The 26,793-nt window shown below is 64.1% G+C and carries 23 protein-coding genes, 2 tRNA genes and 1 pseudogene; 19 read left to right on the forward strand and 7 right to left on the reverse strand.

All coding sequences use genetic code 11. The features are described from left to right. Window positions 1-32: 32 nt before the first annotated feature. The 10 genes from ACPTTC_RS08520 (at window position 33) to ACPTTC_RS08565 (ending at window position 10,583) form a co-directional block, all read left to right on the forward strand. Window positions 33-2,267: a RelA/SpoT family protein gene (locus ACPTTC_RS08520; RefSeq protein ID WP_423392190.1), complete on the forward strand. Its 2,235-nt coding sequence runs from the start codon at window positions 33-35 to the stop codon at window positions 2,265-2,267. Window positions 2,268-2,354: 87 nt separating this feature from the next. Continuing rightward, window positions 2,355-2,431, forward strand: a tRNA-Val gene (locus ACPTTC_RS08525). Window positions 2,432-2,703: 272 nt separating this feature from the next. Beyond that, window positions 2,704-4,611, forward strand: coding sequence for a threonine--tRNA ligase (thrS, locus tag ACPTTC_RS08530; protein WP_423392191.1), 1,908 nt, complete (start codon window positions 2,704-2,706; stop codon window positions 4,609-4,611). Between the two features lie 49 nt (window positions 4,612-4,660). Further along, on the forward strand, window positions 4,661-5,185 hold the full coding sequence (infC, locus tag ACPTTC_RS08535; RefSeq protein ID WP_071734130.1) for a translation initiation factor IF-3: 525 nt from the start codon (window positions 4,661-4,663) through the stop codon (window positions 5,183-5,185). Between the two features lie 189 nt (window positions 5,186-5,374). Next, window positions 5,375-5,572, forward strand: a complete 198-nt coding sequence (rpmI, locus tag ACPTTC_RS08540) for a 50S ribosomal protein L35 (RefSeq protein ID WP_004191477.1) — start codon at window positions 5,375-5,377, stop codon at window positions 5,570-5,572. Window positions 5,573-5,601: 29 nt separating this feature from the next. After that, entirely contained in the window at window positions 5,602-5,961 is a 360-nt protein-coding gene (rplT, locus tag ACPTTC_RS08545) for a 50S ribosomal protein L20 (RefSeq protein WP_004192938.1), read from the forward strand. Between the two features lie 148 nt (window positions 5,962-6,109). Next, window positions 6,110-7,123 (forward strand): phenylalanine--tRNA ligase subunit alpha, encoded by a 1,014-nt coding sequence (gene pheS / locus ACPTTC_RS08550; protein ID WP_006486107.1) that lies wholly within the window; start codon window positions 6,110-6,112, stop codon window positions 7,121-7,123. Between the two features lie 96 nt (window positions 7,124-7,219). Further along, entirely contained in the window at window positions 7,220-9,649 is a 2,430-nt protein-coding gene (gene pheT / locus ACPTTC_RS08555; RefSeq protein WP_423392192.1) for a phenylalanine--tRNA ligase subunit beta, read from the forward strand. A gap of 72 nt (window positions 9,650-9,721) precedes the next feature. Continuing rightward, window positions 9,722-10,108 (forward strand): integration host factor subunit alpha, encoded by a 387-nt coding sequence (locus ACPTTC_RS08560; protein ID WP_040144036.1) that lies wholly within the window; start codon window positions 9,722-9,724, stop codon window positions 10,106-10,108. Window positions 10,109-10,169: 61 nt separating this feature from the next. Further along, the gene (locus ACPTTC_RS08565) at window positions 10,170-10,583 is read left to right on the forward strand and encodes a MerR family transcriptional regulator (RefSeq protein ID WP_423392193.1); all 414 of its coding nucleotides are present in this window, start codon (window positions 10,170-10,172) and stop codon (window positions 10,581-10,583) included. 79 nt (window positions 10,584-10,662) lie between these two features. On the opposite strand, the gene ACPTTC_RS08570 is transcribed toward ACPTTC_RS08565, so the two are convergent. Both ACPTTC_RS08570 and ACPTTC_RS08575 read right to left on the reverse strand, forming a co-directional pair. After that, window positions 10,663-12,873 carry a hypothetical protein gene (locus tag ACPTTC_RS08570; protein ID WP_423392194.1) on the reverse strand — a complete coding sequence of 737 codons (2,211 nt, stop codon included), beginning with the start codon at window positions 12,871-12,873 and terminating at the stop codon, window positions 10,663-10,665. Window positions 12,874-13,209: 336 nt separating this feature from the next. Then, the gene (locus ACPTTC_RS08575; RefSeq protein ID WP_423392195.1) at window positions 13,210-14,025 is read right to left on the reverse strand and encodes a tyrosine-protein phosphatase; all 816 of its coding nucleotides are present in this window, start codon (window positions 14,023-14,025) and stop codon (window positions 13,210-13,212) included. 396 nt (window positions 14,026-14,421) lie between these two features. Here ACPTTC_RS08575 and ACPTTC_RS08580 point away from each other — a divergent pair, with 396 nt between their 5' ends. The 4 genes from ACPTTC_RS08580 (at window position 14,422) to ACPTTC_RS08595 (ending at window position 17,536) form a co-directional block, all read left to right on the forward strand. Continuing rightward, the gene (locus tag ACPTTC_RS08580; RefSeq protein WP_423392196.1) at window positions 14,422-15,135 is read left to right on the forward strand and encodes a class I SAM-dependent methyltransferase; all 714 of its coding nucleotides are present in this window, start codon (window positions 14,422-14,424) and stop codon (window positions 15,133-15,135) included. Between the two features lie 152 nt (window positions 15,136-15,287). Next, window positions 15,288-15,364, forward strand: a tRNA-Pro gene (locus ACPTTC_RS08585). A 140-nt stretch (window positions 15,365-15,504) separates the two neighbouring features. Next, entirely contained in the window at window positions 15,505-16,719 is a 1,215-nt protein-coding gene (bamC, locus tag ACPTTC_RS08590; protein WP_423392197.1) for an outer membrane protein assembly factor BamC, read from the forward strand. A gap of 526 nt (window positions 16,720-17,245) precedes the next feature. Beyond that, window positions 17,246-17,536 carry a putative quinol monooxygenase gene (locus tag ACPTTC_RS08595; protein WP_226198108.1) on the forward strand — a complete coding sequence of 97 codons (291 nt, stop codon included), beginning with the start codon at window positions 17,246-17,248 and terminating at the stop codon, window positions 17,534-17,536. A gap of 40 nt (window positions 17,537-17,576) precedes the next feature. Here ACPTTC_RS08595 and ACPTTC_RS08600 read toward each other — a convergent pair whose 3' ends face one another. The 3 genes from ACPTTC_RS08600 to ACPTTC_RS08610 all read right to left on the reverse strand — a co-directional run bounded on the left by ACPTTC_RS08600 (window position 17,577) and on the right by ACPTTC_RS08610 (window position 19,184). Then, entirely contained in the window at window positions 17,577-17,834 is a 258-nt protein-coding gene (locus ACPTTC_RS08600) for a hypothetical protein (protein ID WP_021162409.1), read from the reverse strand. Window positions 17,835-17,970: 136 nt separating this feature from the next. Next, on the reverse strand, window positions 17,971-18,243 hold the full coding sequence (locus tag ACPTTC_RS08605) for a hypothetical protein (RefSeq protein ID WP_175952958.1): 273 nt from the start codon (window positions 18,241-18,243) through the stop codon (window positions 17,971-17,973). Between the two features lie 224 nt (window positions 18,244-18,467). Continuing rightward, window positions 18,468-19,184 (reverse strand): YdcF family protein, encoded by a 717-nt coding sequence (locus ACPTTC_RS08610; protein WP_423392198.1) that lies wholly within the window; start codon window positions 19,182-19,184, stop codon window positions 18,468-18,470. Window positions 19,185-19,341: 157 nt separating this feature from the next. Here ACPTTC_RS08610 and ACPTTC_RS08615 point away from each other — a divergent pair, with 157 nt between their 5' ends. Further along, window positions 19,342-19,659, forward strand: a complete 318-nt coding sequence (locus ACPTTC_RS08615; protein WP_011351791.1) for a hypothetical protein — start codon at window positions 19,342-19,344, stop codon at window positions 19,657-19,659. Window positions 19,660-19,854: 195 nt separating this feature from the next. On the opposite strand, the gene ACPTTC_RS08620 is transcribed toward ACPTTC_RS08615, so the two are convergent. Both ACPTTC_RS08620 and ACPTTC_RS08625 read right to left on the reverse strand, forming a co-directional pair. Beyond that, window positions 19,855-20,106: a hypothetical protein gene (locus tag ACPTTC_RS08620; RefSeq protein WP_226198110.1), complete on the reverse strand. Its 252-nt coding sequence runs from the start codon at window positions 20,104-20,106 to the stop codon at window positions 19,855-19,857. Between the two features lie 201 nt (window positions 20,107-20,307). Further along, window positions 20,308-20,703, reverse strand: a pseudogene (locus tag ACPTTC_RS08625) (transposase); the annotation flags it as partial. Window positions 20,704-21,134: 431 nt separating this feature from the next. On the opposite strand from ACPTTC_RS08625, the gene ACPTTC_RS08630 reads away from it, so the two are divergent. The 4 genes from ACPTTC_RS08630 to rluB all read left to right on the forward strand — a co-directional run bounded on the left by ACPTTC_RS08630 (window position 21,135) and on the right by rluB (window position 26,455). Next, window positions 21,135-22,037 (forward strand): LysR family transcriptional regulator, encoded by a 903-nt coding sequence (locus ACPTTC_RS08630; RefSeq protein WP_089450360.1) that lies wholly within the window; start codon window positions 21,135-21,137, stop codon window positions 22,035-22,037. Between the two features lie 75 nt (window positions 22,038-22,112). Further along, window positions 22,113-23,324 (forward strand): pyridoxal phosphate-dependent aminotransferase, encoded by a 1,212-nt coding sequence (locus ACPTTC_RS08635; protein WP_423392199.1) that lies wholly within the window; start codon window positions 22,113-22,115, stop codon window positions 23,322-23,324. A 272-nt stretch (window positions 23,325-23,596) separates the two neighbouring features. Then, window positions 23,597-24,628 (forward strand): SMC-Scp complex subunit ScpB, encoded by a 1,032-nt coding sequence (gene scpB / locus ACPTTC_RS08640; protein ID WP_423392200.1) that lies wholly within the window; start codon window positions 23,597-23,599, stop codon window positions 24,626-24,628. 60 nt (window positions 24,629-24,688) lie between these two features. After that, the gene (gene rluB / locus ACPTTC_RS08645; RefSeq protein WP_423392201.1) at window positions 24,689-26,455 is read left to right on the forward strand and encodes a 23S rRNA pseudouridine(2605) synthase RluB; all 1,767 of its coding nucleotides are present in this window, start codon (window positions 24,689-24,691) and stop codon (window positions 26,453-26,455) included. The last annotated feature ends 338 nt before the right edge of the window (window positions 26,456-26,793 follow it).

Below are 26,793 nucleotides of genomic sequence, written 5' to 3' on the forward strand. Positions count from 1 at the left end.
CCGACGATGACCGTAATTCGCCAGACCGTGCAATGACCGAATCCGCTTCCGCCTCTTCCGTCGCGGCGCCGTCGTTCGACGACGTGCTCGCGTTCGTGCGCGAGCGGGCCGGCGACGCGCGCCTGTCGTCCGGCGAATTGCTGGCCGATCACTCGGCGGGCACGGCGGCGATCATGCGCACGCTGAACGTCGATCCGTCCGCGATGCAGGCCGCCGCGCTGTTCGTGCTGACGCCGCACCTGAGCGATCCCGAGCGCGAGCTGACCGAGCGTTTCGGCGACGAAGTGGCGCGGCTCGTGTCCGATGTGCGCAAGCTGCTGCGGCTCGGCACCGTCAGCCTGCGTGCCGCGCAGAACGCGAAACCCGACTCCGGGCGCGACGCGGCGGAAGAGCGGCGCACGCAGATCGAGGCGCTGCGCAAGATGCTGCTCGCCTTCGCGCAGGACATCCGCGTGGTGCTGATCCGGCTCGCGTCGCGGTTGCAGTCGCTGCGCTACTACGCGGCCGCGAAGATCGACCCGCCGCCCGACGTTGCGCGCGAGACGCTCGAGATTTATGCCCCGCTCGCGAACCGGCTCGGTATCTGGCAGCTGAAGTGGGAGCTCGAGGATCTCGCGTTCCGCTTTGAGGATCCCGTGACCTACAAGCGGATCGCGAAGCTGCTCGACGAGAAGCGCATCGAGCGTGAGGCGTACGTCACGCAGGCGATCGCGCGGCTGCAGCACGAACTGGCGGACGCGAACATCCAGGCCGAGGTGAGCGGCCGGCCGAAGCATATCTACAGCATCTGGCGCAAGATGCGCGGCAAGGAGCTCGATTTTTCCGAGTTGTACGACGTGCGCGCATTTCGCGTGATCGTGCCGGACATCAAGGATTGCTACGCGGTGCTCGGCATCGTGCATCACCTGTGGCAGCCGGTGCCGAAGGAATTCGACGACTACATCTCGCGACCGAAGCCGAACGGCTACAAGTCGCTGCATACGGTGGTGATTGGCGACGACGGCCGCGCATTCGAAGTGCAGATCCGCACGCAGGAGATGCACCGTTTCGCCGAGTACGGCGTCGCCGCGCACTGGCGCTACAAGGAAGCCGGCGCGCGCGGCTATGGAGGCCAGTTCTCGGCGAGCGACAAGTACGACGAGAAGATTGCATGGCTGCGCCAGCTGCTCGCATGGAAGGACGACGTCGAGGACGGCGCGGAAAAGTCGGGCGACAAGGCGTGGGCGCAATTGCGCGAGACGTCGCTCGACGACGATCACATCTACGTGCTGACGCCGCAGGCGCGCGTGATCGCGTTGCCGCAGGGCGCGACGCCGGTCGATTTCGCGTACCACCTGCACAGCGAACTTGGCCATCGCTGCCGTGGCGCGCGCGTCGACGGCGCGATGGTGCCGCTCAACACGCCGCTCGCAAACGGCCAGACGGTCGAGATCGTCGCGGTGAAGGAGGGCGGGCCGTCGCGCGACTGGCTGAACCTGCAGCTCGGCTATTTGAAGAGCTCGCGCGCGCGTCAGAAGGTGCGGGCGTGGTTCAACTCGATCGAGCAGGAAGAAAACGTCTCGCATGGCCGCGCGCTCGTCGAAAAGACGCTGCAACGCGAGGGCAAGACGTCGGTCAACCTGGACAACCTCGCCGCGAAGCTCGGCTTCAAGTCGCCCGAGGAACTGTTCTCGGTCGTCGGCAAGGAGGAGTTCAGCCTGCGCAATGTCGAGCACGCGCTGTCCGATGCGCCGCCTCCCGAACCGGCGCCCGAGGCGCCTGCCGATTTCGAGAAGCGCAGCAGCGGTGCGAGCGTGGCGCACGGCGCGTCGACCGGCGTGCTGGTCGTGGGTGTCGACGCGCTGCTGACCCAGCTCGCGCGCTGCTGCCGTCCGGCGCCGCCCGATCCGATCAGTGGTTTCGTCACGCGCGGCAAGGGGATGTCGATCCATCGCACCGATTGCCCGACCTTCCGCCGGATGGTCGAGCGCGCGCCGGAGCGCGTGCTGCAGACGACCTGGTCGGCCGACGTGCTCGGCGGGCGCGGCGCGTCCGTCTATCCGGTCGACCTGATGATCGAGGCGAGCGACCGGCAGGGGTTGCTGCGCGACATCTCCGAAGTGTTCGCGCGCGAGAAGATGAACGTCGTGGGCGTGAAGACGCAGAGCCGCCGCAACGCGGCATTCATGCAGTTCACGGTCGAGGTCTCGAACTCGGCGCAGGTGCAGCGCGCGTGCACACTGCTCGGCGAGGTGCAGGGCGTCGTGCGGGCCGGTCGGAAGTCCTGATATGGGGTCCGAACACCGTTATTTTGCTGCGACTGCATAAAAATACTTGCCAAGCGGGTAACGGCTCCATATAATCTTAGCTTCACTAGGCTCGTAGCTCAGCTGGTTAGAGCACCACCTTGACATGGTGGGGGTCGTTGGTTCGAGTCCAATCGAGCCTACCAACGAATTGAGAATGCCCGGTCCTCCGGGTGTTCGATGCAGTAAATAACTCAACGCAAACAAGGCGAATACGGTTATGACACCGCGAACGTTGACCGAAACCTTTTCGGAGCGACGCTAGTCGAGGAACCCTTTCGCCCTTTCAGTTTGAGTGAAGTATCGAATGCGGCCCCTCGAAAGCGGGGCCGCATTTTTTTTGTCGCGAAATTTTCCCGCGTGATTTTTAAATCGCGTACCTGGTCTGCCGCCCACTGTCGGCATCACGGAGATTGCTATGGTTTCGATACGCTTGCCTGACGGCTCAGTTCGACAATACGAGCATCCGGTGACAGTTGCCGAGGTTGCAGCCTCGATCGGTCCCGGCCTTGCGAAGGCTGCGCTTGGTGGCAAGCTCGATGGCGAGCTCGTCGATACGTCGGCCGTGATCGACCGCGACGCGTCGCTCGCGATCGTGACCGACAAGGACGCCGACGGCCTCGACATCATCCGTCACTCGACGGCGCACTTGCTCGCGTACGCGGTGAAGGAACTGTATCCGGACGCGCAGGTGACGATCGGCCCGGTGATCGACAACGGCTTCTATTACGACTTCTCGTACAACCGCCCGTTTACGCCGGAAGATCTGGAAAAGATCGAAAAGCGCATGCAGGAACTTGTGAAGAAGGACGAGCCCGTCACGCGCCGTGTCGTGTCGCGCGACGAAGCGGCGGGCTACTTCCGCAGCATCGGCGAGAAGTACAAGGCCGAGATCATCGAATCGATTCCGCAAAGCGATGAAATCAAGCTGTATTCGCACGGCGGCTTTACCGATCTGTGCCGTGGTCCGCACGTGCCGTCCACCGGCAAGCTGAAGGTCTTCAAGCTGATGAAGGTCGCGGGCGCGTACTGGCGCGGCGATTCGAAGAACGAGCAGCTGCAGCGCATCTATGGCACGGCCTGGACGAAGAAGGAAGACCAGGACCAGTACCTGCACATGCTCGAGGAAGCGGAAAAGCGCGACCACCGCAAGCTCGGCAAGCAGCTCGACCTGTTTCACATGCAGGAAGAGTCGCCGGGCATGGTGTTCTGGCATCCGAAGGGCTGGGCGCTGTGGCAGCAGGTCGAGCAGTACATGCGCCGCCGCGTGAACGAAGCCGGTTACCTCGAGATCAAGACGCCGATGATCATGGACCGCTCGCTGTGGGAAGCGTCGGGCCACTGGCAGAACTACCGCGAGAACATGTTCACGACGGAGTCGGAGAAGCGCGACTACGCGATCAAGCCGATGAACTGCCCCGGCCACGTCCAGGTGTTCAAGCACGGCCTGCGTTCGTATCGCGACCTGCCGCTGCGTTACGCGGAATTCGGTTCGTGTCACCGCAACGAGGCATCGGGCGCGCTGCACGGTCTGATGCGCGTGCGCGGCTTCGTGCAGGACGATGCGCACATCTTCTGTACGGAAGACCAGTTCATCTCGGAATCGATCGCGTTCAACACGCTGGCAATGAGCGTGTACAAGGACTTCGGCTTCGATCACATCGACATCAAGCTATCGCTGCGCCCGGAGCAACGCGCGGGTACGGACGAAACCTGGGATCGCGCCGAGCAGGGCCTGCGCGATGCGCTGACGGCCTGCGGCCTCACGTGGGAAGAGCTGCCGGGTGAGGGTGCGTTCTACGGTCCGAAGATCGAGTATCACATCAAGGATGCGCTCGGCCGTTCGTGGCAGTGCGGCACGCTGCAGCTCGACATGGTGCTGCCGGAGCGTCTCGGCGCCGAGTATGTCGCGGATGACAGCAGCCGCCGTCGTCCGGTGATGCTGCACCGTGCAATCGTCGGTTCGATGGAGCGTTTCCTCGGCATTTTGATCGAGCACCACGCTGGTGCGATGCCGGCCTGGCTCGCGCCGTTCCAGGCAGTTGTGCTCAATATCGCCGAAAGTCAGGCCGAATATGCGCAATCTCTGGCCCAATCGTTGCAAAAACAAGGGGTTAGAGTGACGGCCGATTTGCGCAATGAGAAGATTAGCTATAAAATACGCGAGCACACGCTGGAAAAGGTGCCTTATCTCCTCGTCGTGGGTGATAAGGAGCGTGATGCGCAAACGGTAGCCGTGCGTGCCCGTGGCGGCGTCGATCTTGGCGTGATGCCGGTCGATGCCTTCGTTGAGCGTCTGCAGGAAGACCTGCGGTCGTTCAAGTAACCGCCCTGGCAGCGCGGCTCGTTTTTTTAATTTTTAGAGGAAACGTAACATCGCTACTGATAAGTCGTCGCACCGCATCAACGGTGAAATCACTGCGCCGGAAGTGCGCCTGGTCGGGATCGAGAACGAGCCGCTCGGTATCGTAAAACTCGCTGATGCTTTCCGTAAATCGGAAGAACTGGATGTTGACCTGGTGGAAATCGCGCCGCAAGCGGTTCCCCCGGTTTGCCGTCTGATGGATTACGGCAAGTTCAAGTACCAGGAATCGAAAAAGCAACACGAAGCGAAGCTGAAGCAGAAGGTCATCCAGGTCAAGGAAGTCAAGTTCCGCCCGGGTACCGATGACGGTGACTACAACGTCAAGCTCCGCAATCTCGTGCGCTTCCTCGAAGAAGGCGACAAGACGAAGATCACGTTGCGTTTCCGCGGCCGCGAAATGGCTCACCAGGAAATCGGTATGCGGATGCTTGAGCGTCTGCGCACGGATCTCGAGGAAGTCGGCCAGGTCGAGCAGATGCCGAAGATGGAAGGGCGCCAGATGATCATGGTGCTTTCGCCGAAGAAAAAGAAGTAACGGGCCCGCGCGCTTCGCGCGCAGGTTCGCAGTGGTTCGGCGCGTTGCCCGGTCAGGGCGGCGTGCCAACAATGACGGCGGCTGCGCAAGCGGTTCGCCGTACACAAGTGGACTGGGTTTCGAAGGGCGGGTCAAGGGCGCAAGCCAACCGCACACCCATCGCCATCTAATAAACTGGAGTTGTTCGTCATGCCTAAGATGAAGACCAAGAAGAGTGCTGCAAAGCGCTTCGTGGTGCGGCCGGGCGGTACCGTCAAGCGCGGTCAAGCCTTCAAGCGTCACATCCTGACCAAGAAAACCACGAAGAACAAGCGTCACCTGCGCGGCGCAACGGCAGTTCATGATTCCGATCTGAACTCCGTCCGCGCGATGCTGCCGTTCGCGTAACCCCTAACTGATACTCTAAGGAGAGAAACATGCCTCGAGTCAAACGTGGGGTAACCGCACGGGCCCGCCACAAGAAGATCATCAACCTGGCCAAGGGTTATCGCGGCCGCCGCAATAACGTCTACCGCATCGCCAAGCAGGCGGTGATGCGCGCTGGTCAGTACGCGTACCGCGATCGCCGCAACAAGAAGCGTGTGTTCCGCGCACTGTGGATCACGCGTATCAACGCGGCAGTTCGCCAGCACGACATGACCTACAGCGTGTTCATCAACGGCCTGAAGAAGGCGTCGATCGAACTCGACCGTAAGGTGCTGGCCGATATGGCGGTGTTCGACAAGGCTGCTTTTGCTGCGATCGTCAAGCAGGTGAAAGCCGCCGTTGCAGCCTAATTGCGAAATTAGCACTGCGTGGTTAGTTGCAGCGATGTTCCGGTAGTCTCGGCCGCTGCAGCGAAAACGGGGCTCTTCCGAGCCCCTTTTTTGTTTGGTGGGCGATTTCGCTCGCCAAGACCGAATGACGTTGGAAATGATGGGATCTATGGATCTGGACCAGATTGTCGCCGACGCGCAGCAGTCCTTCGAACAGGCTGCCGACATCACCACGCTCGAAAACGAGAAAGCACGATTTCTCGGCAAGTCGGGCGCGCTGACCGAGTTGCTGAAGGGTCTCGGCAAGCTCGATCCCGAAGCACGCAAGACCGAAGGCGCACGCATCAACGTCGCGAAGCAGCAGGTTGAAGCCGCGCTGACCGCACGTCGTCAGGCACTGGCCGACGCGCTGCTGAATCAGCGCCTCACTGCCGAAGCGATCGACGTGACGTTGCCGGGCCGCGGCGCCGGAGCAGGCAGCCTGCACCCCGTGATGCGCACGTGGGAGCGTGTCGAACAGATTTTCGGCTCGATCGGCTTCGATGTGGCCGATGGCCCCGAAATCGAGACCGACTGGTACAACTTCACGTCGCTGAACAGCCCGGAGAACCATCCGGCGCGTTCGATGCAGGACACCTTCTACGTCGAAGGCAAGGATGCCGACGGCCGCCAGCTGCTGCTGCGCACGCACACGAGCCCGATGCAGGTGCGTTACGCGCGCATGAACCGTCCGCCGATCAAGGTGATCGCGCCGGGCCGCACGTATCGCGTCGACAGCGATGCGACCCACTCGCCGATGTTCAATCAGGTCGAGGGGCTGTGGATCGACGAAAACATCAGCTTCGCCGACCTCAAGGGCGTCTATACCGACTTCCTGAAAAAATTCTTCGAGCGCGACGACATCCTCGTGCGCTTCCGTCCGTCGTATTTCCCGTTCACGGAACCGTCGGCCGAGATCGACATGATGTTCGAGCAAGGCAAGAACGCCGGCAAGTGGCTCGAGATCTCCGGTTCGGGGCAGGTGCATCCGACCGTGATTCGCAACATGGGCCTCGATCCCGAGCGCTACATCGGCTTTGCGTTCGGCAGCGGCCTCGAGCGCCTGACGATGCTGCGCTACGGCGTACAGGATCTCCGGCTGTTCTTCGAGAACGACCTGCGTTTCCTGCGCCAGTTCGCGTAACGCCGCGCGCCGCGCCGACCTGTGCCCGCGCACGCCCCGACGGCCGATCCGACGGGGCCCGGGCGTCGATCTAACCTGTTTCGAACGTAGACATCCATGCAATTCCCTGAATCCTGGTTGAGAACCTTTGTCGACCCGCAGCTGACAACCGACGAACTGTCGCACGCGCTGACGATGGCGGGGCTCGAAGTCGAATCGCTGAGCAAGGCTGCGCCGCCGACGTCGAAGATCGTCGTCGGCCGCGTGCTCGAAGTCGTCAAGCATCCGGATGCGGACAAGCTCAATGTCTGCCAGGTCGACGCCGGCACCGGTGCGACGCTGAATATCGTCTGCGGCGCACCGAACGTCGCGCCCGGCATCAAGGTGCCGGTCGCGCTGGTCGGCGCGGAACTGCCGCCGGCAGAAGAGGGCGGCAAGCCGTTCGCGATCAAGCTGTCGAAGTTGCGCGGCGTGGAGAGCCAGGGGATGCTGTGCTCGGCGCGCGAGCTGAAGCTGTCCGAGGATCACAGCGGCCTGCTGGTGCTGCCGGAAGATACGCCGGTCGGCCAGGACATCCGCGAGACGCTCAATCTCGACGACACGATCTTCGAAATCAAGCTGACGCCGAACAAGGCCGACTGCCTGTCCGTGTTCGGAATCGCACGCGAGACGGCCGCGATCACCGGCGCGCCGCTGACGCCGGTCGACATCCGCCCGGTGCGCGTCGAGCTCGACGAGACGCTGCCGGTGCACATTGCCGCGCCCGATCTGTGCGGCCGTTTCTCGGGGCGCGTGATCCGCGGCGTGAACGCGCATGCGAAGACCCCGCAGTGGATGGTCGAGCGTCTCGAGCGTTCCGGCCAGCGCAGCGTGTCGGCGCTCGTCGACATCTCGAACTACGTGATGTTCGAGCTCGGCCGCCCGTCGCACGTGTTCGATCTCGACAAGATCCACGGCGGCATCGAGGTGCGCTGGGGCAAGCGTGGCGAATCGCTGAAGCTGCTCAACGGCAACACGGTCGAACTCGATGAAACGGTCGGCGTGATTTCGGACGACCGCCAGGTCGAAAGCCTGGCCGGCATCATGGGCGGCGACAGCACGGCCGTTACGCTCGATACGACCAACATCTACCTGGAAGCCGCATTCTGGTGGCCGGACAGCATCCGCGGCCGTGCGCGCAAGTACAACTTCTCGACCGATGCGGCGCATCGCTTCGAGCGCGGCGTCGACTACGCGACGACCGTCGAGCACGTCGAGCGCATCACGCAACTGATTCTCGAGATCTGCGGCGGCAAGGCCGGGCCGGTCGACGATCAGTCCGTGAACCTGCCGCAGCGTGCGCCGGTGAAGATGCGCGTATCGCGCGCGAACCGCATCATCGGCGTGCAGATCGGCGCCGACGAGATCGCCAGCATCTTCACGCGCCTCGGCCTGCCGTTCGAGCGTGAAGACGACGCGTTCCTCGTCACGCCGCCGTCGCATCGCTTCGACATCGAGATCGAGGAAGACTTGATCGAGGAAGTGGCGCGCATCTACGGCTTCGAAAAGATCCCGGCGCGTCCGCCGGTCGCGACGAGCGAAATGCGTGCGACCAACGAGACGCGGCGCTCGATCCACGACATCCGTCACGCGCTTGCCGCGCGCGACTACGCGGAAACCGTCAATTTCAGCTTCGTCGATGCGGAGTGGGAGCGCGATTTCGCCGGCAACGACAACCCGATCCGGCTGCTGAACCCGATCGCGAGCCAACTGTCGGTGATGCGCACGACGCTGTTCGGCAGCCTGATTTCCGTGCTGCGCCACAACCTGAACCGCCGCGCGGATCGCGTGCGGGTGTTCGAGGCTGGCCGCGTGTTCCTCGCCGATGCGGCGGCGAAGGCTGGTGAGCTGACGGTCGAGGGTTATGTGCAGCCGAAGCGCGTCGGTGCGCTTGCCTATGGTCCGGCGCTCGATGAGCAGTGGGGCGCAGCGACCCGCGCGGTCGATTTCTTCGACGTGAAGGGCGATCTCGAGGCGCTGCTCGCGCCCGCTGCCGCGCGTTTCGTGAAGGCGGAGCATCCGGCCCTCCATCCGGGCCGCAGCGCGCGGATCGAAGTCGACGGCCGTGCGGTCGGCTGGATCGGCGAGCTGCACCCGCGCCTGATGCAGAAGTACGAGCTGCCGCAAGCGCCGGTGATGTTCGAGATCGATGCGGATGCGCTGATTGCGCGTGCGTTGCCCGCGCCGACCGACGTGTCGAAATTCCCGCCGGTTCGTCGCGATATCGCCGTTGTCGTCGATCAGGCGGTCGAGGTTCAGGCACTTTTCGACGAAATGAAGAAGGCGCTTGCCGAAGAGGCCTGCCGATTCGTTCAGAAGGTTGTACTCTTCGACGAATTTCGTGCAAAATCAAATACTTCCGGTGGTCTTGCCGCGCACGAGAAGAGCCTTGCCTTCCGCGTGACGCTGCAGGACGCGGCTGGCACGCTGCAGGACGAGGTCGTCGATCAGGCGATCCAGACGCTGGTCGAGCGGATGGCTCGTGCCGGTGCGCGCCTGCGCGGCTAAGGAGAAGGTTCGCCCGCTCGCGGGCGGCCTTTTCCAATCGTAAGTTTTGATTTAACGCGCTGTATGGCAGATATGAACGACATGACCTCGAGTGAATTCGAAGCCCTCCTGACGGCGCAACGCAGCGCCATGAACCGCGACGCTTCGGCGCCGGCGTCCGCCGAGACGCCCACGCTGACGAAGGCGGAACTGGCGGAGCTGCTGTTCGACAGCGTCGGGCTGAACAAGCGTGAAGCGAAGGACATGGTCGAGGCGTTTTTCGAGGTGATTCGCGACGCGCTCGAAAACGGCGAAAGCGTCAAGCTGTCGGGGTTCGGCAACTTCCAGTTGCGCGACAAGCCGCAGCGTCCGGGCCGCAATCCGAAGACGGGCGAGGCGATTCCGATCGCGGCTCGCCGGGTGGTAACCTTCCACGCGAGCCAGAAGCTGAAGGCGCTGGTCGAAAACGGCGCGGAGTAAGCCCCGCGCGCTGACGCCCCCGCGCGGCCGCCGCGCACCCTTTACCGACGGTTAACCGACGATGACCACTACGGTTGAGAAAGTCGTCTTGCCTCCGATTCCCGCGAAGCGCTACTTCACGATCGGTGAAGTCAGCGAACTGTGCGGGGTCAAGCCGCATGTGCTGCGTTATTGGGAACAGGAATTTACTCAACTGCGGCCGGTGAAGCGGCGCGGCAATCGCCGGTACTACCAGCACCACGAAGTGCTGCTGATCCGGCGGATTCGCGAATTGCTGTACGAGCAGGGATTCACGATCAACGGTGCGCGCAACCGGCTTGATGCGCCGGCCGCCGAGCGGGCCGCGGCCACACCCGTCGAGCCGGAAGCGCAGGCTACCGATGCACGCGCGCCGGGCAAGCCGGGTGCAACCGTCGACGTCATTGCATTGCGGCAGGCGCTGCTCGACGTGATCGACGGACTGAAGCACGACTGAGCGCGAAGCGCGAAGGATGAAATGAAAAGCCCGGTTGGCGACGTGCCACCGGGCTTCTTTCATGCGTGTCGTGTGCGCTTCAGCGTGATGCGAGCGGGTTTTTCTGCCCCATGTCGACGACCAGCGTGCCGTCCGGCAGCATCCGCACCGAGCCTTGCGCGACTTGGCTGCGGTAGCCGTACAGGTCGAAACGCATCGGGCCGGCCTCGGCCGAATTCCGGATCAGCGCGCGCACGTTCAGTTCGAGCACGTTGAACATCTTCATGTCGCCGCCTTCCATCCACATGTAGCTCGGAGCATCGATCTGCGGCCGTTGCGGCGCGGGCGGGCCTGCCATGCGCCTGAACGTGAGGCGCAGCCCGTCGCGCTCGACCGTTGCCTGTCCAAGCTTGCCGTTCAGCACGGGTGGCGGGAACACGGTGTACTGGTCGAGCACGAGCGTGTCGCCACGTAGTTCCGCGCCGCGCCGCTGCAACGGCGTCAGCGAAGCGAGCTCGATGCCGAGCGAACGCAACAGCTTCGCCTGCGGAATGCCGAGCACCGACACCTGGGACGGCTTGAACGCGAGGTGCCGATCGTCGAGCACGGACAGCGTGCCCTTCATGTCGGTCGGCAGCCAGACTCCCGGCACGTGATTCCACAGCTTGATGCCGCCCTGGACACGCAGGTTCGTACCGTCCGCGCTCAGTTGCAAGTCGTTGAGCGAACGCGGCGAGTAGTCGAGCAGATAGCTGTTGAAGAGCGCGGACATCGCCTTCCACGACTCGACGACGGTGCCGCCGAGAATGCGGATGTCGTACTGGTTCGGGTCGTCGAGATCGACGGGGTCGCCGGGCCGCTTCGATACGAGTTCCACGTCGAGATCCTCGACGTGAAAGCCGATATCGCCGGACAGGTTGAAGTCGACGTTGCGCAAGTGGATCGTCGGGTTGCGGTTCGACACGTGCCGTTCGTTGAACGGCGTGGTCGACGTGCGGCGCATCGCAACCTTCTGCATGCGAGGGGAGGCGGTGTTTGCCGCGAGCGCATAGGCTTCCCAGTGCTGTCGTATGTCGCGCAGCGCATTCTGCTGCGCGGCGAGGAAGCTGTCGTTCAGGCGCGCGGCCGCGTTGCCGAGCGGCGCGCCGCTGGCCGGGCCCGCATACGAGGGCATCCGGATCGCCATCGCGCCGCTTTCGTCGAAGTTGAAGTAGCCGGCCGACACCTGGTCGCGGTAGTGATACAGGTCGAACACGAAAGTCTGGCCGGGCTTCGTGGAGTCGACCGGGCCGATCAGGATGTCCGCGTTCATCGGCATCGAGCGCATGAACTTCACGTCGCCGCCGCGAATGACCATCGCCTGCTGCGGTGCGTTCGCGGGCATCGCGAAGCCGGCGTGCGTGCCGTCGTCGAGCTTCAGGTCGAGGCCGGCCGGCGTCACGCGCAACGCGGTGATCGTGAGCTTCAGGCGTGGCGGCGGCATCAGCTTGTCGACCGACATCACGAGATCGTCGCCGGCGAGCTGCGCGATCGGCGTCTGGACTTTCAGCAGGTCGGCCATCTTCACGTTGGCCGCGCGCATCACGGGCTGCGCGTTGATGCCCGATACCTGCACACCCATCGGATGGAACACGAGCTGGCTGCCATCGCGGATCGCGAGCGTGCCGGTCAGCGAGAACGGCACCCAGCCGTCGCGCTGCATCTCGCCTTGCAGATGAATCACGCCGTCGCCGGCCGATACGGCGAGCTTGCGCAGCGGTGCGTTGCGGTAGCCGAAGATGTAGGTGTTGAAGAGGGCGGTCAGCTTCGCGTTGTCGAGCGTGACCGTGCCTTCATGCACGTCGATCTCGAAACTTGTCGGATCGTCGAATACGATCGGCGCGCCGGCCTGCGTCGGCACGAGCGTCGCTGACAGCTGGTGGATGAAGAAGCCGAGGTTGTTGACGATACGGAAATCGACGTCGCGCAGGAACGTCATCGCGCCGTTCTGGCCCGAGTCGCGCAGCGTGAACGGGCGCGATTGCGTGAGGCTGATCGATGCGAGCGACGGCACGGTGCGTGCGACCTGCTGCTCGCGGGCGAGGCGTTCGGCCTTGGTGCGTTCTATCTTCGTCGACGCGGCCGACGTGTTGCCGTCGCGCTGCGCGGATGATTCCGCGCAACCGGCACACAGCATGGCGAGCGCCAGTACGCCGCAGCCGAACGCGCGGGATGTCCTGGGCGAGATGGGGCGGGCCGCGCGTGGCGGGCCGGAAAACCAGTCGAAAATTGCCAAAGGCGAGCGATGGCCGCGCCGGACCGCATTCCGCATCGTCTGTCTCCATGTCTTGTCGTGATCGACGGCTGCGCGCGCCACTGCACGGCGCGAGCGTCGATGCGGTGCAGTGTGGCATAGCGCGCTAGAGCGGCGTTACCAAACAACGGGCGCCCGGGCGGGGCCGGCCGATGGGCTGCGGGACAACGGATTCGGGGTGGTTGGACGGCTGGATCAAACGGTCGTTTGGTTGACGCGACCCGTCATCGGCGGCTCTTGCTGCGCCTGGGCAAACCCGCTCCAGCCTTGGCCGGTGCGGGTTTCGTCGGATTTGCGTTGCAGCAGGCGCGGCGTGGATACGATCCGACCCCGTCGCGGCGGCGCGCAGGTCGGTCAGGTCAGCATGCGCTGGCGGATTGCGTTCAGCGTCGCCTGGTCGAGTTGCAGGCCGTTCGCGACATACGACGCCATCGAGCCGTACGACGCGGTGACCTGATCGAATGCCGCCTGCAGATAGTCGGTGTGTGCGCCTTGCAGCGCGGTCATCATGTCTGCCGCATTTTGCCCGCCGGCTTTTTGCGCCTGGGCGACCGAAGCGGCGATTTCCGATGCGCTATAGACGTTCGTTAGCAGATAGTCGGCGAGTATCGTCTGTTCGGACGCGCCGAGGATCGTGTGCAGGATCGCGGTTGCCCATCCCGTGCGATCCTTGCCGGCCGTGCAGTGGAACACCAGGTTTTCGCCGGAGGCAGCGAAGCCGGTGAAGAGCGCGTGATAGCTGGCATGCGCGGTGTCCGACGTGACGAACGCGCGGTACATGCTCGACATGAAAGCCGTCGCGGTGGCGCCGGTGGTCGGGATCGGATCGATGCTGGCGGCCCCGAGCACGTTGAGGTTTTGCCAGGTGGCGCCGGCCAGCGGCACATCCGGTTGCGTCTTGATCTCGGCGGGCGTGCGCAGGTCGCAAACCTGCCCGATGCCGAGCGTGCCGACGGTGGCGACATCCGCGGCCGACAACGCGAGCGCGGATGAACGATAGATCACACCTTTCTTCATCTTGGCACCGCTCGTTGTCATGTAGCCGGTTCCGTCCGGCCCGGCCGTGTCGCGAAAATTCGAAGCGGAACTCAGCCGCGGTGTCGTGACGGGCGAGACCGAAATCGAGTCGCCTCCGCATGCCGACAGAAACGATGCGCTTCCCAGCGCCATGCCTATCGTGCCGACGCCCAGCCGGAGAAAATGTCGACGGGAAATTTCGTTTTTCTGATGCATTCAATGCCCTGTGTCGGAGACGGTTACAAGAGGTCGCGACCGCGGTGGTGACCGAAACCGCTTCCTGTATCACGCGCGACGCGGCAAAGCCGGGGCGGCCGGATCGATCGGCAAGCAGTCGGACGGTTCGCCCGCGCGCATCGATCTCGCGCCGGGTAACCGCACGGTAGCGATTTACGGCGAACCGGCCATCGTCCTTTTCGATTAGGTTGGAAAGCGGGTTGCCACTGTCGGTTGCGCGTTGGGGCAGGTAGGATCGGTGGCAGCAGCGAGGTAAGATCGGTAGCAGTGACTATATCGACCAAAGCACGGTAGCCATCACGGGGAAGCGTCATGGATCTCAAGGAAGTCGACGTATTGGGTGCGGGCGTGGGGGATCACTGGTACTACGCGTCGAAGGCGAGTGCGATCCGTCGGTTCCTGGGGGCGCCAGGTGCGAACCGGATACTCGATGTCGGTGCAGGCTCCGGCTTCTTCTCGAAGCACTTGCTGGAGCGTACGCAGGCGACGGAAGCTTGGTGTGTCGATACGAGCTACGCCGACGATACCGATGGCGAGGCGGCCGGCAAGCCCATCCACTTTCGGCGATCCGTTGATCGATTCGATGCCGATCTCGTGTTGCTGATGGACGTGCTCGAGCATGTCGACGACGATGTCGGTCTGCTCACGCAGTATGTAAAGGGCGCGCCTTCGGGCAGCCGCTTCCTGATCACGGTTCCCGCGTTCCAGTTCCTCTGGAGCGGTCATGATGATTTTCTGGAGCACAAGCGCCGATATACGCTCGGCAGTCTCGAGGACGTGGTACGTCGCGCGGGGCTCGACGTCGAGCACGGCGCCTATTATTTCGGCCTCACGTTTCCGCTCGCGGCAGCGTTGCGGCTCGGCGAGCGCGTGCGGCGGCAACCGAGTGTGCCGGCGTCGCAATTGCGTCGTCACCATCCGTTCGTGAACGGCCTGCTCAAGACGATCTGTCGGATCGAGCTGCCGATGTTCCGTTTCAACCGCGTCGCCGGGCTGACGGTCATCTGTGTCGCACGCAAGCGGTGAAGGCGAGGCCGTCTGGCCGGCGCGCAGCGTTGTGCCAAGCGCGTCGTTGCTTGCATCAGAACCGCTGCGCCCAAAAAATTTCACAAGAACATTCACAAAATGCATGCGACCCGTTCTAAATCGGAAAACTGTCTGTTATAATTTTTTTCTTTCGGGGCGTAGCGCAGCCTGGTAGCGTACCTGCATGGGGTGCAGGTGGTCGGAGGTTCAAATCCTCTCGCCCCGACCAGACAAGAACCCGCGTCAGCTTAAGCTGGCGCGGGTTTTTTCTTGCCCGTCGCTTTTTTGCACATCGTGGCGCGGCCCCGGTAAAATGCAAGGTTGATCCACGGAAAGCGCCGTGATTTAGCGGAAGAGGATTCCCCGAACATGACTGATCTTCGTCTTACCATGCGGTTCGCTGCAGTGCTCGCCACCGGCGCGCTCGTTGCCGGTTGCGGTACGTCGTCGCCCACGAAAGTGGACTACAAGAGCGATTCGAAATCGAAGGAAGCGTCGCTCGCAGTGCCGCCCAATATGCTCGACGAGACGGCCGATCAGCGTTCGCTGCCGCCCCAGGGCGGCGCGACTTCCCTTTCCTCGCTACAGCAGGTCCAGCAGGCAGCGCCTGCGCTGGACACTGTCGCTCCGGCCGTGCCCGGTATGCATATCCAGCGCGATGGCACCGAGAGCTGGCTCGTGATCGACGGCAAGCAGCCGGCCGACATCTGGCCGCAGGTTCGCCGGTTTTGGCAGGAGCAGGGCTTCCTGCTCGTCGTCGACCAGCGCGACAAGGGCGTGATGGAAACCGACTGGAACGAAACGCATCCGCAGATCAACGACGGCCTGATCCGTGGCGTGATCTCGAAGGCGATGGGCAACTCGTACGTGACGGCCGAGCGCAACAAGTACCGTACGCGTCTCGATTCGGCGCCGAACGGCGGCACCTATGTCTTCATCAGCCAGAAGGGGATGCGCGAAGCGATCACGGGCTCGAACAACGATTCGAGCAAGTGGGAACCGAAGCCGAATGATCCGGCACTCGAGACCGAATACCTGAAGCGATTGATGGCGGTGCTCGCACAGAACGAGCAGCGCGCGAAGAACGGCGAGCCGCCAATCGCGAACATCAAGGACAACACGATACCGAAGGACAAGGACAAGAAGGCCGACGCCGACGCATCGTCGAAGGCTGCTGCAGCGATTGCCGCGCAAAACGTCTCACGCACGTCGGCGCAAGGCAACGATGCGGCTGAAGCTGCCGTCCCGTCGGAAGTCACGCTTGGCGAGCCGTACGACCGGTCGTGGTTGCACGTCGGTCTCGCGCTCGATCGTGCGAACTTCACGGTCGACGATCGCGATCGCACGAAGGGCCTGTATTTCGTGCGCTATGTCGATCCGAAGGATCTGACTTCGGCCGAGCAGGGCTTCTGGAGTCAGTTGTTCCACGGCAAGAAGGAAAAGCAGGCGAAGCAATACCGTGTCAACGTGAAGGCACTCACGGCCGACCAGACGCGTGTCGCGGTCGTCGACGATTCGGGCGCAATTGACACCTCGTCACCGGCTCGTCAGATCATGGGGCTGCTCGTGAATCAGCTCCGCTGATTTCGGCGTTTCTCCCCGCCACTGAAAAGCCCGCCATATGGCGGGCTTTTTTATGGCCGCTCGCCGGCGCGCACATGTGCGGGAGGGTTCCGTCCCTCCTCGTGACGTTACGTAACATCCGCGTGTTACGGCTGAAAAACGTATGCGACATTGTCGATGGTAAAAAATTTTCCTTATAAATCAATAAGGTAGTCGATTGTGCGTGCCTGGCACGCAACCTGCTTTATAAGTTGAAATTGTTGAAACAGGGAGGATGGCGTCAGATACCGGGGGGTGTGCCGCGAGCGCCCGATCAACGGTATCTACGTCCTCGAATGTCGACGCGACGAGCGTCGGCGCAACTGATGACGATCCGCGCCAGCGTGCGGATCTCGATGGCCCCGTCGCCTATCCTCGTAGGGCGACGGTTTCGCCCGCGCTTCTCTGAAGCGCGGGCTATTTTTTTGGGGCCTCCGGCGGTGCGGTGCCGGCGCAGCCGATACGTGATGCGCGTATTCTCGTGCTTTTCCAGAGGAAGGAGGCGGGAATGGCGGAAATTGCAGTCGTGGCGCTGATCGTGGCGAAACCGGGCGCCGAGGAGAAGTTGCGCGCCCAGCTCGAAGGGATCGTCGAGCCGACCCGCAACGAAGCAGGGGCATTGCAGTACGACCTGCATCGGGACTTGAGGGAGCCCGCGCGGTTCGTATTCATTGAGCGCTGGGAAAGCGAGGAGGCGCTGGCTGCGCATGCGCGTTCCGCGCACATTCTCGCTTATCGCGAAGCGGCCGCGGACTGGATCGAGCGTTCCGAAATCCGCGTGCTGTCGAAGCTCGTTTGAGCCGGGTGGGGCGACCGGACGTGTCCGGTCGCGGGGTGCATCAGTGCGACGTGTTGGGTACGTCGAGGATCAGGATGATCGTCCAGTCGGCGTCGCCGTCGTGATGGTACTGGCGCTCTGCGACGATGAACGGTTGCTGCTTGCCTTGCGGGCCGAGGAAAAGCACGTCGCCCTCCATCGGCAGGCACTCGATCGGCGGCAGCGCGAGGAACGCGTCAGCCGAGCCGCGGGGCATCAGTTGCTTGATCTGGCGAGTGGCTGCTTCGGTCCACTCGATGTCGAGTTGAATGTTGCTCATGCTGTCCTCCGCACCGGGGTGCGCACGGGTGGAAAATTTCGGTGCGCGACTTTAGCACAGCGCACGGGCACCGCAACCAAAAAAGCCGAACCCGGTTGCCCGGATTCGGCTTTTCGCTTGTGCGGTACCGCCGAACTTACTGGCTGGCAGCGTCTGCGGCCTTGGCAGCCTTCTTCGCGGCAGCCTTGTGGTGAGCAGCCTTCTTGCCGTGGTGATGATGATGCTCTTCCTGCATCGCCGGCTGTGCGGCTTCAGCCGCTTGCTGCTGTTGCAGTGCCTGTGCGCGCTGCTCGATCTCGGAGATCTTGGCCGGATCGGTAATCGTCTTGATTTCCGTGCTCTCTTGCGCATACGCTGCGCCAGTCAGCGCCGACATCGCTACCAGGATAGCCAGGGACGTCTTCTTCATTGCTTTACCTCCGCTAAGTGGTGATGAACCCGAGTGTTGCCGTTTTGTCTGGCGACTGCAATCGAGTGCGTGTCGAGTGTAACAAAAGTGACGGATCAATGTGCATCGGATCGTGGCGCGGCGCAAGGTCCCGTTGAAGTCGCGCAACACTTCACGCACTTCGTCACGCGCCTGCCATCGTAGCCGCCGCAGTCATTTCCGCTCAGGTTTCCCCGCAGCAGCGGTCAGAACCATCCAAGCCATCGATAGACATGGAACTGAGCGATGCCGACCAGTTCGTGCAGCGCTTGCTCGGCATTGACCACATTGAGCCAGCGCGGCCGCCAACCCGTTTGAGCGCGTCGGCGATTCGCATAGACGGGTTGAGGATCGATCCCGAAACGGTGGAAATCGAGCAATGCGCGGCGCATCTGGTATGACGAAGTGACGAGAATGCGTGCGTCGTCATACTGTGAGCGTAGTATAGATGCAGTGAATTTCGCGTTTTCGTAGGTTGTGCGGCTATCCGGTTCCAGAACGAGATCCGCGGGCGCGACGCCTTCGGCGACGAGTTGGCGCCCGTATACGGCAGCCTCGGTTTCGCCGTGATTCTGCGGGTCGCCGCCCGACATTACCACGGTGCAGCGCTCGGCCTGCTGCCGGCAGGTGCGGTAGAGCGCGGCGATCTTGTGGATGCGGGCGGCTCCATCGGGTGGCGGCTGCAGCCCGGAGTCGGTGCGCTTCGTTCCGGCGCCGATGAGTATCAGTGTGGTCCGTCCGTGCATGTCCGGGTGCTCGACGGGTACGACGCCTGCCTCGCTCCAGGCGATCAGCGGCGCGGCGAGCCAGCCCGTCGCGAGCAGCCAGAGCAGCGCAACGGCGGCGATCGAGATGATTCGTCGCCGCTTGCGGCAGAGCATGAAACAGATGAAGAGAAGTACAAATGAATCGAACAGAATCAATTTGATTGGGGTATGGTGTCTTTTTATGGACGGCTGACGATCCGGCCCTGACGCGACGCCGAACGTCGGCCCCCAGAATCGGTGGCGGTATCGGCGGGCGGTGACGCCGCCCGGCGCGCCGCTTCGCATTGTCGCTGCACTTTAAGAAAGAATCGAGATGGCCACGTATTCCAATGAAGCGGTGCTCGACGCATTGAGACGAGTGCAGTACCGCCAGGTACCGTGGGCGCGCCGCCCGGGCGTGTTCGAGTATCTCCGTTCGCTCGGGCTGATGGACACGGTCAGGCAGAAAACCGTTGCTCCAGCGCCGGGCTTCCATGCACCGGTCGACATTGCCGTGCTGACCGAAAGCGGTCGAGCCGAATTCTCGCGCCTCGAGCGCGACGAGAAATTACTTTCCTGGACAGATCGCCGCATGGCCGACTACGCATTGAGCGAAGCGAGTGCCGTGGCGATTCTCGAAAGCCGCCTGTAGCGGCCGATCATCCCGCCGCCCGCATCGCCATGCGGCTGGCGACACCCAAAAAAAAGCCCGTATCGCGAGGATACGGGCGTACCGGATACTTTTGCTGTTGCCACGCTGTGCTCATGGCAACGTTGTGACTCGTCGCGTGCGGCGCAGTTCCCGGCCGCGGGTATTTTCTTGGGCGAAATCCCGAAATTGGCAGGACTACGGATGACGCGGTACGTCGGACGGCTGCGAGCCGATACGCGCTCGCGCATTGCTGGCGATGTCGCCGCGCAGGTCGCCACGCGGCACGGTCTGCCGGCTGGGCGGGTTGGCGGACGGCGGCTGGCGGAGCGTGTTCCGGTGATCCTGCTGGCGATGGGGTGGCTTCGCGCGATCGTCGGCATGGGCTGGAGCGGACAACGCCAGGGAAATGACAATGCCGCATGCAACGAGCAGTGACATTGGTTTCATGGCGGGGCTCCCTTCAAGCCGTCGACGCGGCCTGTTGATATGTCGCTAAGGTAAGCGCGGGAGTGCAGGCTTGCTGTAAATATTGGTAAATAGATGTATCGCGGCACGACAACGGTAATCGACGGCAACGCGGGCGTCGCGAGCAAGTCGCGTCGCAGAAAGAAACCGGGCGGCCGAGGCCGCCCGATCGAGCATTCGTTACGCCATCTTCACGGGCGCACGCCAGGATTCCGGGTTGGTCCAGAAGGCGCCGCGCAGCCGGTCGCGGCTCGGCGGTGCAGGCGGCTTCGCAGCGCTTGCGCCGATGCGCCCGCGCAGGGAGATCTGCCGACCGCTCGTGCCGAGTCGCTTCACGATTTCGGCGAGCGTGCCGTCGGCCTGCCATTCGTCGAAGCGACGGCGGCAAGTCGGCGGCGACGGATAGCGGCCCGGCAGCTTCGACCAGCCTTCTCCGGTCGACAGCACCCACAGCACGGCGTTCACCACCGAGCGGGCTTCCACCCGGGGGCGGCCGCGCCGCTCACTCCGTGCGGGTTCCGAGCAAAACAGACCCTCGACCAGCGCCCACTCGTTATCTCTCAAATCGTCGAACAGCATCATGTCCTCACCTCAGCGAAGCTAACTCCGGTGCGCTGCCCTGCGCCGCGCACTCTTCAAGCACTCGATCGTCGAGTGCCGGGTGGGGGCGTCCGGTTGGCCGGCAGCGGCGTTTCTGCTCTTCCGTCCGACGAAACCTGCGCCCTGTGCGTCAGGTAATGCACGAAGCGTGCCATGTCGGAGGTAATTCCCTCGAGAGCCGCTTGGCAGCGAGCTAACGGCTAAGTCAGCTAGGGGCGTATAAGACGCCAAAATAACCCACCAGCAAATCGGGACAATCACCAATCTTGTGCAGTTCGCCCGCACCACGTGCGTTCGCGGATGTATTGCACCGCAGCGAAACATGTGGGGCAGGTGCCTGATTCGTACATCGACGCCGGATTCGCGCATTAAAATCGCGCATCGATATCGACGATTGATGAGGTCAGGAAATGAACGTCACGCTGCGCCAGCTTCGCGTCTTCATCGAGGTCGCGCGGCTCAAGAGCTTCAGCCGCGCGGGTGGCGAGATCGGGCTCACGCAGTCTGCGGTCAGCCGCTGCGTGCGCGAGCTCGAGGCCGAGCTCGGATTAAAGCTGATCGACCGCACGACGCGCGACGTGCAATTGACCGATGTTGGTGCGAACCTGATCGCGAGCGTGTCGCGTCTGCTCGACGATCTCGACGACACGCTGCGAGAGATTCGCGAGATCGGCGAGCAGCGCCGCGGGCGCGTGATCGTCGCAGCAAGCCCGACGATTGCGTGCCGGCTGATGCCGCGCGTGGTTGCATCGTGCGAGCGCCAGTTTCCGTTCGTGACGCTCGGATTGCGCGACGACGTGCAGAGCGACGTGTTGCGCAAGGTGAAGTCGAGCGAGGTCGACTTCGGTGTCGTGATCGGGCCGCTCACGGTGGCCGATCTGGTCTGCGAATCGCTGATGACCGATTCCTTCTGCCTGGTCGCGCGCGCCGACCATCCGCTCGCGGCGCGTGCCGAGGTGCCCTGGACGGCGCTGGACGGCGAGCGCCTCGTGCTCCTCGATCATGCGTCGGGAAGCCGGCCTCTGATCGATGCCGCGCTGGCCGCCCATCGCGTCAACGCGACGGTCATGCAGGAGCTTGGGCATTCGGCGACCGTATTCGGACTCGTCGAGGCCGGCGTCGGCGTGAGTGTGCAGCCGTGGCTGTCGCTGCCGCTTCCGGCCGGCTCGACGCTCGTCGCGCGGCCGCTCACGCCACGCACCGAGCGTACGGTCGAACTCGTGCGCCGCCGCGACCGGTCGTTGTCGCCCGCTGCGCAGGCGATCTGGGAACTCGTGCGGCAGATGCCTGCGAGGGCGGAGGATCTCGACTGACGCGCTCCGACGCGCGCCAGTCCGGCTTAGGGGCCGGTACACTACGCGGATCGTGTTCCTCGAAGGTGGTTCTCGATGGCGCATTTCGCAGAGTCTTTTCCGGTGCCCGGCGCGCCTGCGGCACGCGACGCAGTGCACGCGTTGCGTCCGTCGCTGATCCGGGAGGTGGCAAACGCCGGCTTTGGCGTGCCGGACATGCTGCCGTTCTGGTTCGGCGAATCCGATCGCGTGACGCCGGACTTCATCCGCGACGCCGCGGCGGCGGCGTTGCGCGATGGCGCGACCTTCTACACGCACAACCTCGGCACTGCGCCGCTGCGCGACGCGATCGCGACCTATGTCAGCGCTCGTCACGGTGTAACGACGGCCGACACCGTGGCCGTGACGAGTTCGGGCGTGAGCGCGTTGATGCTGGCCGCGCAGATGCTGGTCGGTGCGGGCGAACGCGTCGTTGCGGTCACGCCGCTGTGGCCGAATCTCGTCGAGATCCCGAAGATCCTTGGGGCTCGGATGGAATGCGTCCCGCTCGGCTATGACGCTGCGGGCTGGCAGCTCGACGTCGGGCGGTTGCTTGCGGCGCTGACGCCCGATACGCGGATGCTGCTGATCAACTCGCCGAATAATCCGACCGGCTGGACGATGTCGCGCGACGACCAGCAAGCCGTGCTCGCCCATTGCCGTCGCCACGGCATCTGGCTGGTTGCCGACGAGGTGTACGAGCGGCTCGCTTTCGATGCAATTGGCGCGGGCGGCGCGCCGTCGTTCCTCGACATCGCATCGCGCGACGAGCGGGTCGTGGTCGTGAATTCGTTTTCGAAAGCGTGGGCGATGACGGGCTGGCGCCTGGGGTGGCTCATCGCGCCCGCGGCGGTGATGGCTGACCTGGCGAAGCTCGTCGAATACAACACGTCATGTGCGCCGGGCTTCGTGCAGGCAGCGGGGGAAGTCGCACTGCGCGATGGCGAACCGTTCGTGCGGTCGTTCGTCGCGGCGCTGCGCGATGCGCGCGATCACCTGGTTGCCGCGCTGCATACCCTGCCGGGTGTCGAGGTGCCGCCTCCGTCGGGCGCGATGTACCTGTTTCTGCGCCTCCCGGGCGCGTCAGACAGTCTTGCGTTCTGCAAGACGCTGGTGCGCGAGGCGGGGCTCGGTCTTGCACCCGGGCGGGCGTTCGGCCAGGAGGGGGAAGGGTTCGTGCGCTGGTGCTACGCTTGCGATCCGGCACGACTCGACGCGGGTGTCGAGCGGTTGCAGCGTTTCCTCGCACTCGGCGCAGCTGTCCGCTGAAGCGGGGCCGGAGCGGACGCGACGCGCTGGCGGCGGCTCGTTCGGCTCATCTTTACGCACCGGGCAATTTTGCGTAATATGGCGCTCAGTCACGCGGTTCCGTCGTTGAGCCGTGCTGTTCCGTCCGGTTTGGGCCTGGCCTGAAGTTGGTTCGCCGCCCCCGGTTCGTGCTCCCATCAATATGACCGATCAGAATCGGGCGAGCGCGTCTTCCGTTCCTTTCGTCTGTTTGTTGATCCGGTTCGTTTGACCACAGGGTCTGGCCTAGCTGCATGAATACCCAAGAGGCGAAGATCGTCCTCGAGACTGCTTTGATCTGCGCGCAGGAACCGCTGAAACTCGGCGATTTGCGCAAGCTCTTTGCCGACGGCGTGTCGGCTGACACGGTCCGCACGTTGCTCGAAGATCTGAAACAGGATTGGTCCGGCCGCGGCGTCGAGCTGGTGGCGCTCGCAACCGGATGGCGTTTCCAGAGCAAGCCGGCGATGCGTCACTATCTGGATCGCCTGCATCCCGAGAAGCCGCCGAAGTATTCGCGTGCGGTGCTCGAAACGCTCGCGATCATCGCATACCGGCAGCCCGTCACGCGCGGCGACATCGAAGAGATTCGCGGCGTGACGGTCAATACGCAGGTGGTCAAGCAACTCGAGGATCGCGGCTGGATCGAAGTGATCGGTCATCGTGATGTTCCGGGGCGCCCGGCGCTGTATGCGACGACCAAGCAGTTCCTCGACGACCTCGGCCTGAAGGCGCTCGATGACCTGCCTGCGCTCGAAGAGCCGGCCGCGAACATCGAGGCCGCGCTGCTTGCGCAGCAGGCGATGGATTTCGACGAGGGCATGGCGGTCGCAGGCGACGCAGCGGGCGACGCGCCGCAAACGGATGAGGCATTCGCCGGTCAATCGGCAGGATTGCCGGATGATCCCGCGGCGGACGTCGCGTCGACGCACGAAATCGCGAGCCGCGATACGCTCGATACTGATCGCGGGCAAACGGAACAAATCGAACAGGCTGGCGCCGAAGCAGTGCCAGCCGGTGTGCAGCCCGAGCCGCTGCGCGCGGATTGGAGCGAGGAAGATCGCAAGCCGGCTGCCGAAGCGGTTGCCGGAGACGGAGCGGAAGCGGCCGGCGACATGCCTGGCGAGGCTGGCCAGGCCGACGCCCCCCGTTCCCGTCCTGCGGACGACGAGATGCTGGACGACACGTCCGACAGTCTCGCCGATGCCGTACGAAGCGCCAGTGCACCCATCGGTGCCGACGCGCTGCCTGACGACGAAGCAGAACCCGAACAGCGTCGCGCCTGATCGCGGCCAACTTCTTGCCGCGCCCGCGCCGGGCGCGAGACCTGACATTTTGAGGTTGTTTTGACAGATATCCACGATATTGAATCGTCCGCGCCTGCCGTGCAGGCGGCGCGTGCCGACGATGCACCGGAGCAGGGCGCTTCGGCCGAGGGTGGCGACGAGCGTCCCCGCCGCGGTCTGCGGCGAGGCCCGCGCAGCCTGATCGCGCGGCGTCGCGCGGCGGCCAAGTCGAAGGGCGCCGACGGCGAGCCGCAGGGCGGCGAAGGCGCTGATGCGCAGCCGGCCGAAGCCGCCGAAGCGCAGCAGCCGGTGCGTGCACCGCGCAAGGAAGGTGCGGCCAAGGGGGCTCGCAAGCCGGCCCCCAAGCGCGAAGGTGCTGCGGCCAAGTCCCAGGGCAGCCAGAGCCGTCGCGGTGGTGCATCGAAGGCTGAAAGCGGTGCGGCGAAGGTGGAAGGCGGCGATGCGTCCCAGGACGAACTGTTCGCCTACGTGACGTCGCCGGCATTCGACGCTGACAACTCCGCGGGCGGTAGCGGCGTGCGCGCGCCGATGCTGCGTCGCGGCCGCAACCAGCCGGCGAACAAGCGCGTGCTGTCGCCTGACGACGACGCGCCGAAGCTTCACAAGGTGCTGGCGGAAGCGGGCATGGGCTCGCGCCGTGAAATGGAAGAACTGATCGTTGCCGGCCGCGTATCGGTGAACGGTGAGCCGGCGCACATCGGCCAGCGCATCATGCCGACCGACCAGGTGCGGATCAACGGCAAGCCGGTCAAGCGCAAGCTGCCGAACAAGCCGCCGCGCGTGCTGCTGTACCACAAGCCGACGGGCGAGATCGTCAGCCATGCGGATCCGGAGGGCCGTCCGTCGGTGTTCGACCGCCTGCCGCCGATGAAGACGGCGAAATGGCTCGCGGTGGGCCGCCTCGACTTCAATACCGAAGGTCTGCTGATGCTGACGACTTCGGGCGATCTTGCAAACCGCTTCATGCACCCGCGCTACAGCGTCGAGCGCGAGTACGCGGTGCGCGTCGTCGGCGAGCTGGCCGAAGGCATGCGGCAAAAGCTGCTGCACGGCGTCGAGCTCGATGACGGCCCGGCGAACTTCCTGCGCATCCGCGACGGCGGCGGCGAAGGCACGAACCACTGGTATCACGTTGCGCTGGCCGAAGGCCGCAACCGCGAAGTGCGCCGGATGTTCGAGGCGGTCGGCCTGATGGTGAGCCGCCTGATCCGTACGCGTCACGGCCCGATTCCGCTGCCGCGCGGCCTGAAGCGCGGTCGCTGGGAAGAGTTGGACGACACGCAAGTGCGCAAGCTGATGGCGACCGTCGGCCTGAAAGCGCCGTCCGAGGAAAAGGGCAAGCGCGGCGCTGCCGGCCAGGCCGAGCGACGCCAGCCCGATCCGATGCAGACGTCGATGGGCTTCATCAGCCGTGAGCCGGTGCTGACGACGCACGGGCAGCTGGATCAGCCGCGTCGTGGCGGTGGTCGCCGCGGCGGGCCGGGCCTGCCGGGCCTGAGCGGCTACGGCAGCCTGCCGGTCGCGCCGTCGGGCTACGGCAATCGCGCCGGCGGCGGTCGAGATGGCAACCGTGCAGGCGGAGGCGGGCGCGATGGCAATCGCGCTGGCGGTGGCCGTGGCGATGTCGACGGCAACCGCGCGCCGTATGGTGCAGGTCCCAAGCGCGACAGCGCGGGCCCCAAGCGCGGCGGCAGCAAGGGCGGTGGTAATCGCAACCCGAACGGCAATCGTGCCGACGGCGCCGGCAACGGCGGCGGCCCGCGCGGCGGTCAGCGTCCGCAGCGCAGCCGCACGCGTAGCCGCTGAGCATTCAGGCATGCGGTGCAAGGCCGTCGGCGTGCCGGCCGGATCGGCATCCGGCCGGTCTTGTCGGCGCGAGGCATTGCGTTTATTGCTTTCGACTGTATATATGTCGCGCGGTGCTGCATGGCCGCCGGCATGACCGATTACCGGCATGCGTCGATCGCGCCGGTTGATCGAGCAGCCCGATTTCGCATTTTTGGGCCCGTAAAGGCAGCCGACACGCTGCTTTTACCGGCTGGCTTGGCGTTTGCGCCAAAAATCGCTATAATCGCGAAGTCGCTGGGCGTACGGATTCAATGTGCGGCTCAGGTGCGACCACCAGTAAGAAGATGGGCGTTCCG

Origin of the sequence: Burkholderia mycopellens, from assembly GCF_964265025.1 — a bacterium.
Lineage (GTDB): Bacteria > Pseudomonadota > Gammaproteobacteria > Burkholderiales > Burkholderiaceae > Burkholderia.

Excerpts from the sequence above, each read along its gene's own strand:
- ACPTTC_RS08615 (WP_011351791.1), top strand. The coding sequence starts at position 19,342 with ATGGCCACGTATTCCAATGAAGCGGTGCTCGACGCATTGAGACGAGTG.
- pheS (WP_006486107.1), top strand. The coding sequence starts at position 6,110 with ATGGATCTGGACCAGATTGTCGCCGACGCGCAGCAGTCCTTCGAACAG.
- ACPTTC_RS08605 (WP_175952958.1), bottom strand. The coding sequence starts at position 18,243 with ATGAAGAAGACGTCCCTGGCTATCCTGGTAGCGATGTCGGCGCTGACT.
- ACPTTC_RS08570 (WP_423392194.1), bottom strand. The coding sequence starts at position 12,873 with ATGCGGAATGCGGTCCGGCGCGGCCATCGCTCGCCTTTGGCAATTTTC.
- scpB (WP_423392200.1), top strand. The coding sequence starts at position 23,597 with ATGAATACCCAAGAGGCGAAGATCGTCCTCGAGACTGCTTTGATCTGC.
- ACPTTC_RS08565 (WP_423392193.1), top strand. The coding sequence starts at position 10,170 with ATGACCACTACGGTTGAGAAAGTCGTCTTGCCTCCGATTCCCGCGAAG.
- ACPTTC_RS08635 (WP_423392199.1), top strand. The coding sequence starts at position 22,113 with ATGGCGCATTTCGCAGAGTCTTTTCCGGTGCCCGGCGCGCCTGCGGCA.
- ACPTTC_RS08580 (WP_423392196.1), top strand. The coding sequence starts at position 14,422 with ATGGATCTCAAGGAAGTCGACGTATTGGGTGCGGGCGTGGGGGATCAC.
- thrS (WP_423392191.1), top strand. The coding sequence starts at position 2,704 with ATGGTTTCGATACGCTTGCCTGACGGCTCAGTTCGACAATACGAGCAT.
- rplT (WP_004192938.1), top strand. The coding sequence starts at position 5,602 with ATGCCTCGAGTCAAACGTGGGGTAACCGCACGGGCCCGCCACAAGAAG.
- ACPTTC_RS08560 (WP_040144036.1), top strand. The coding sequence starts at position 9,722 with ATGAACGACATGACCTCGAGTGAATTCGAAGCCCTCCTGACGGCGCAA.
- ACPTTC_RS08520 (WP_423392190.1), top strand. The coding sequence starts at position 33 with ATGACCGAATCCGCTTCCGCCTCTTCCGTCGCGGCGCCGTCGTTCGAC.
- rpmI (WP_004191477.1), top strand. The coding sequence starts at position 5,375 with ATGCCTAAGATGAAGACCAAGAAGAGTGCTGCAAAGCGCTTCGTGGTG.
- pheT (WP_423392192.1), top strand. The coding sequence starts at position 7,220 with ATGCAATTCCCTGAATCCTGGTTGAGAACCTTTGTCGACCCGCAGCTG.
- ACPTTC_RS08595 (WP_226198108.1), top strand. The coding sequence starts at position 17,246 with ATGGCGGAAATTGCAGTCGTGGCGCTGATCGTGGCGAAACCGGGCGCC.
- ACPTTC_RS08575 (WP_423392195.1), bottom strand. The coding sequence starts at position 14,025 with ATGGCGCTGGGAAGCGCATCGTTTCTGTCGGCATGCGGAGGCGACTCG.
- ACPTTC_RS08630 (WP_089450360.1), top strand. The coding sequence starts at position 21,135 with ATGAACGTCACGCTGCGCCAGCTTCGCGTCTTCATCGAGGTCGCGCGG.
- bamC (WP_423392197.1), top strand. The coding sequence starts at position 15,505 with ATGACTGATCTTCGTCTTACCATGCGGTTCGCTGCAGTGCTCGCCACC.
- ACPTTC_RS08600 (WP_021162409.1), bottom strand. The coding sequence starts at position 17,834 with ATGAGCAACATTCAACTCGACATCGAGTGGACCGAAGCAGCCACTCGC.
- ACPTTC_RS08620 (WP_226198110.1), bottom strand. The coding sequence starts at position 20,106 with ATGAAACCAATGTCACTGCTCGTTGCATGCGGCATTGTCATTTCCCTG.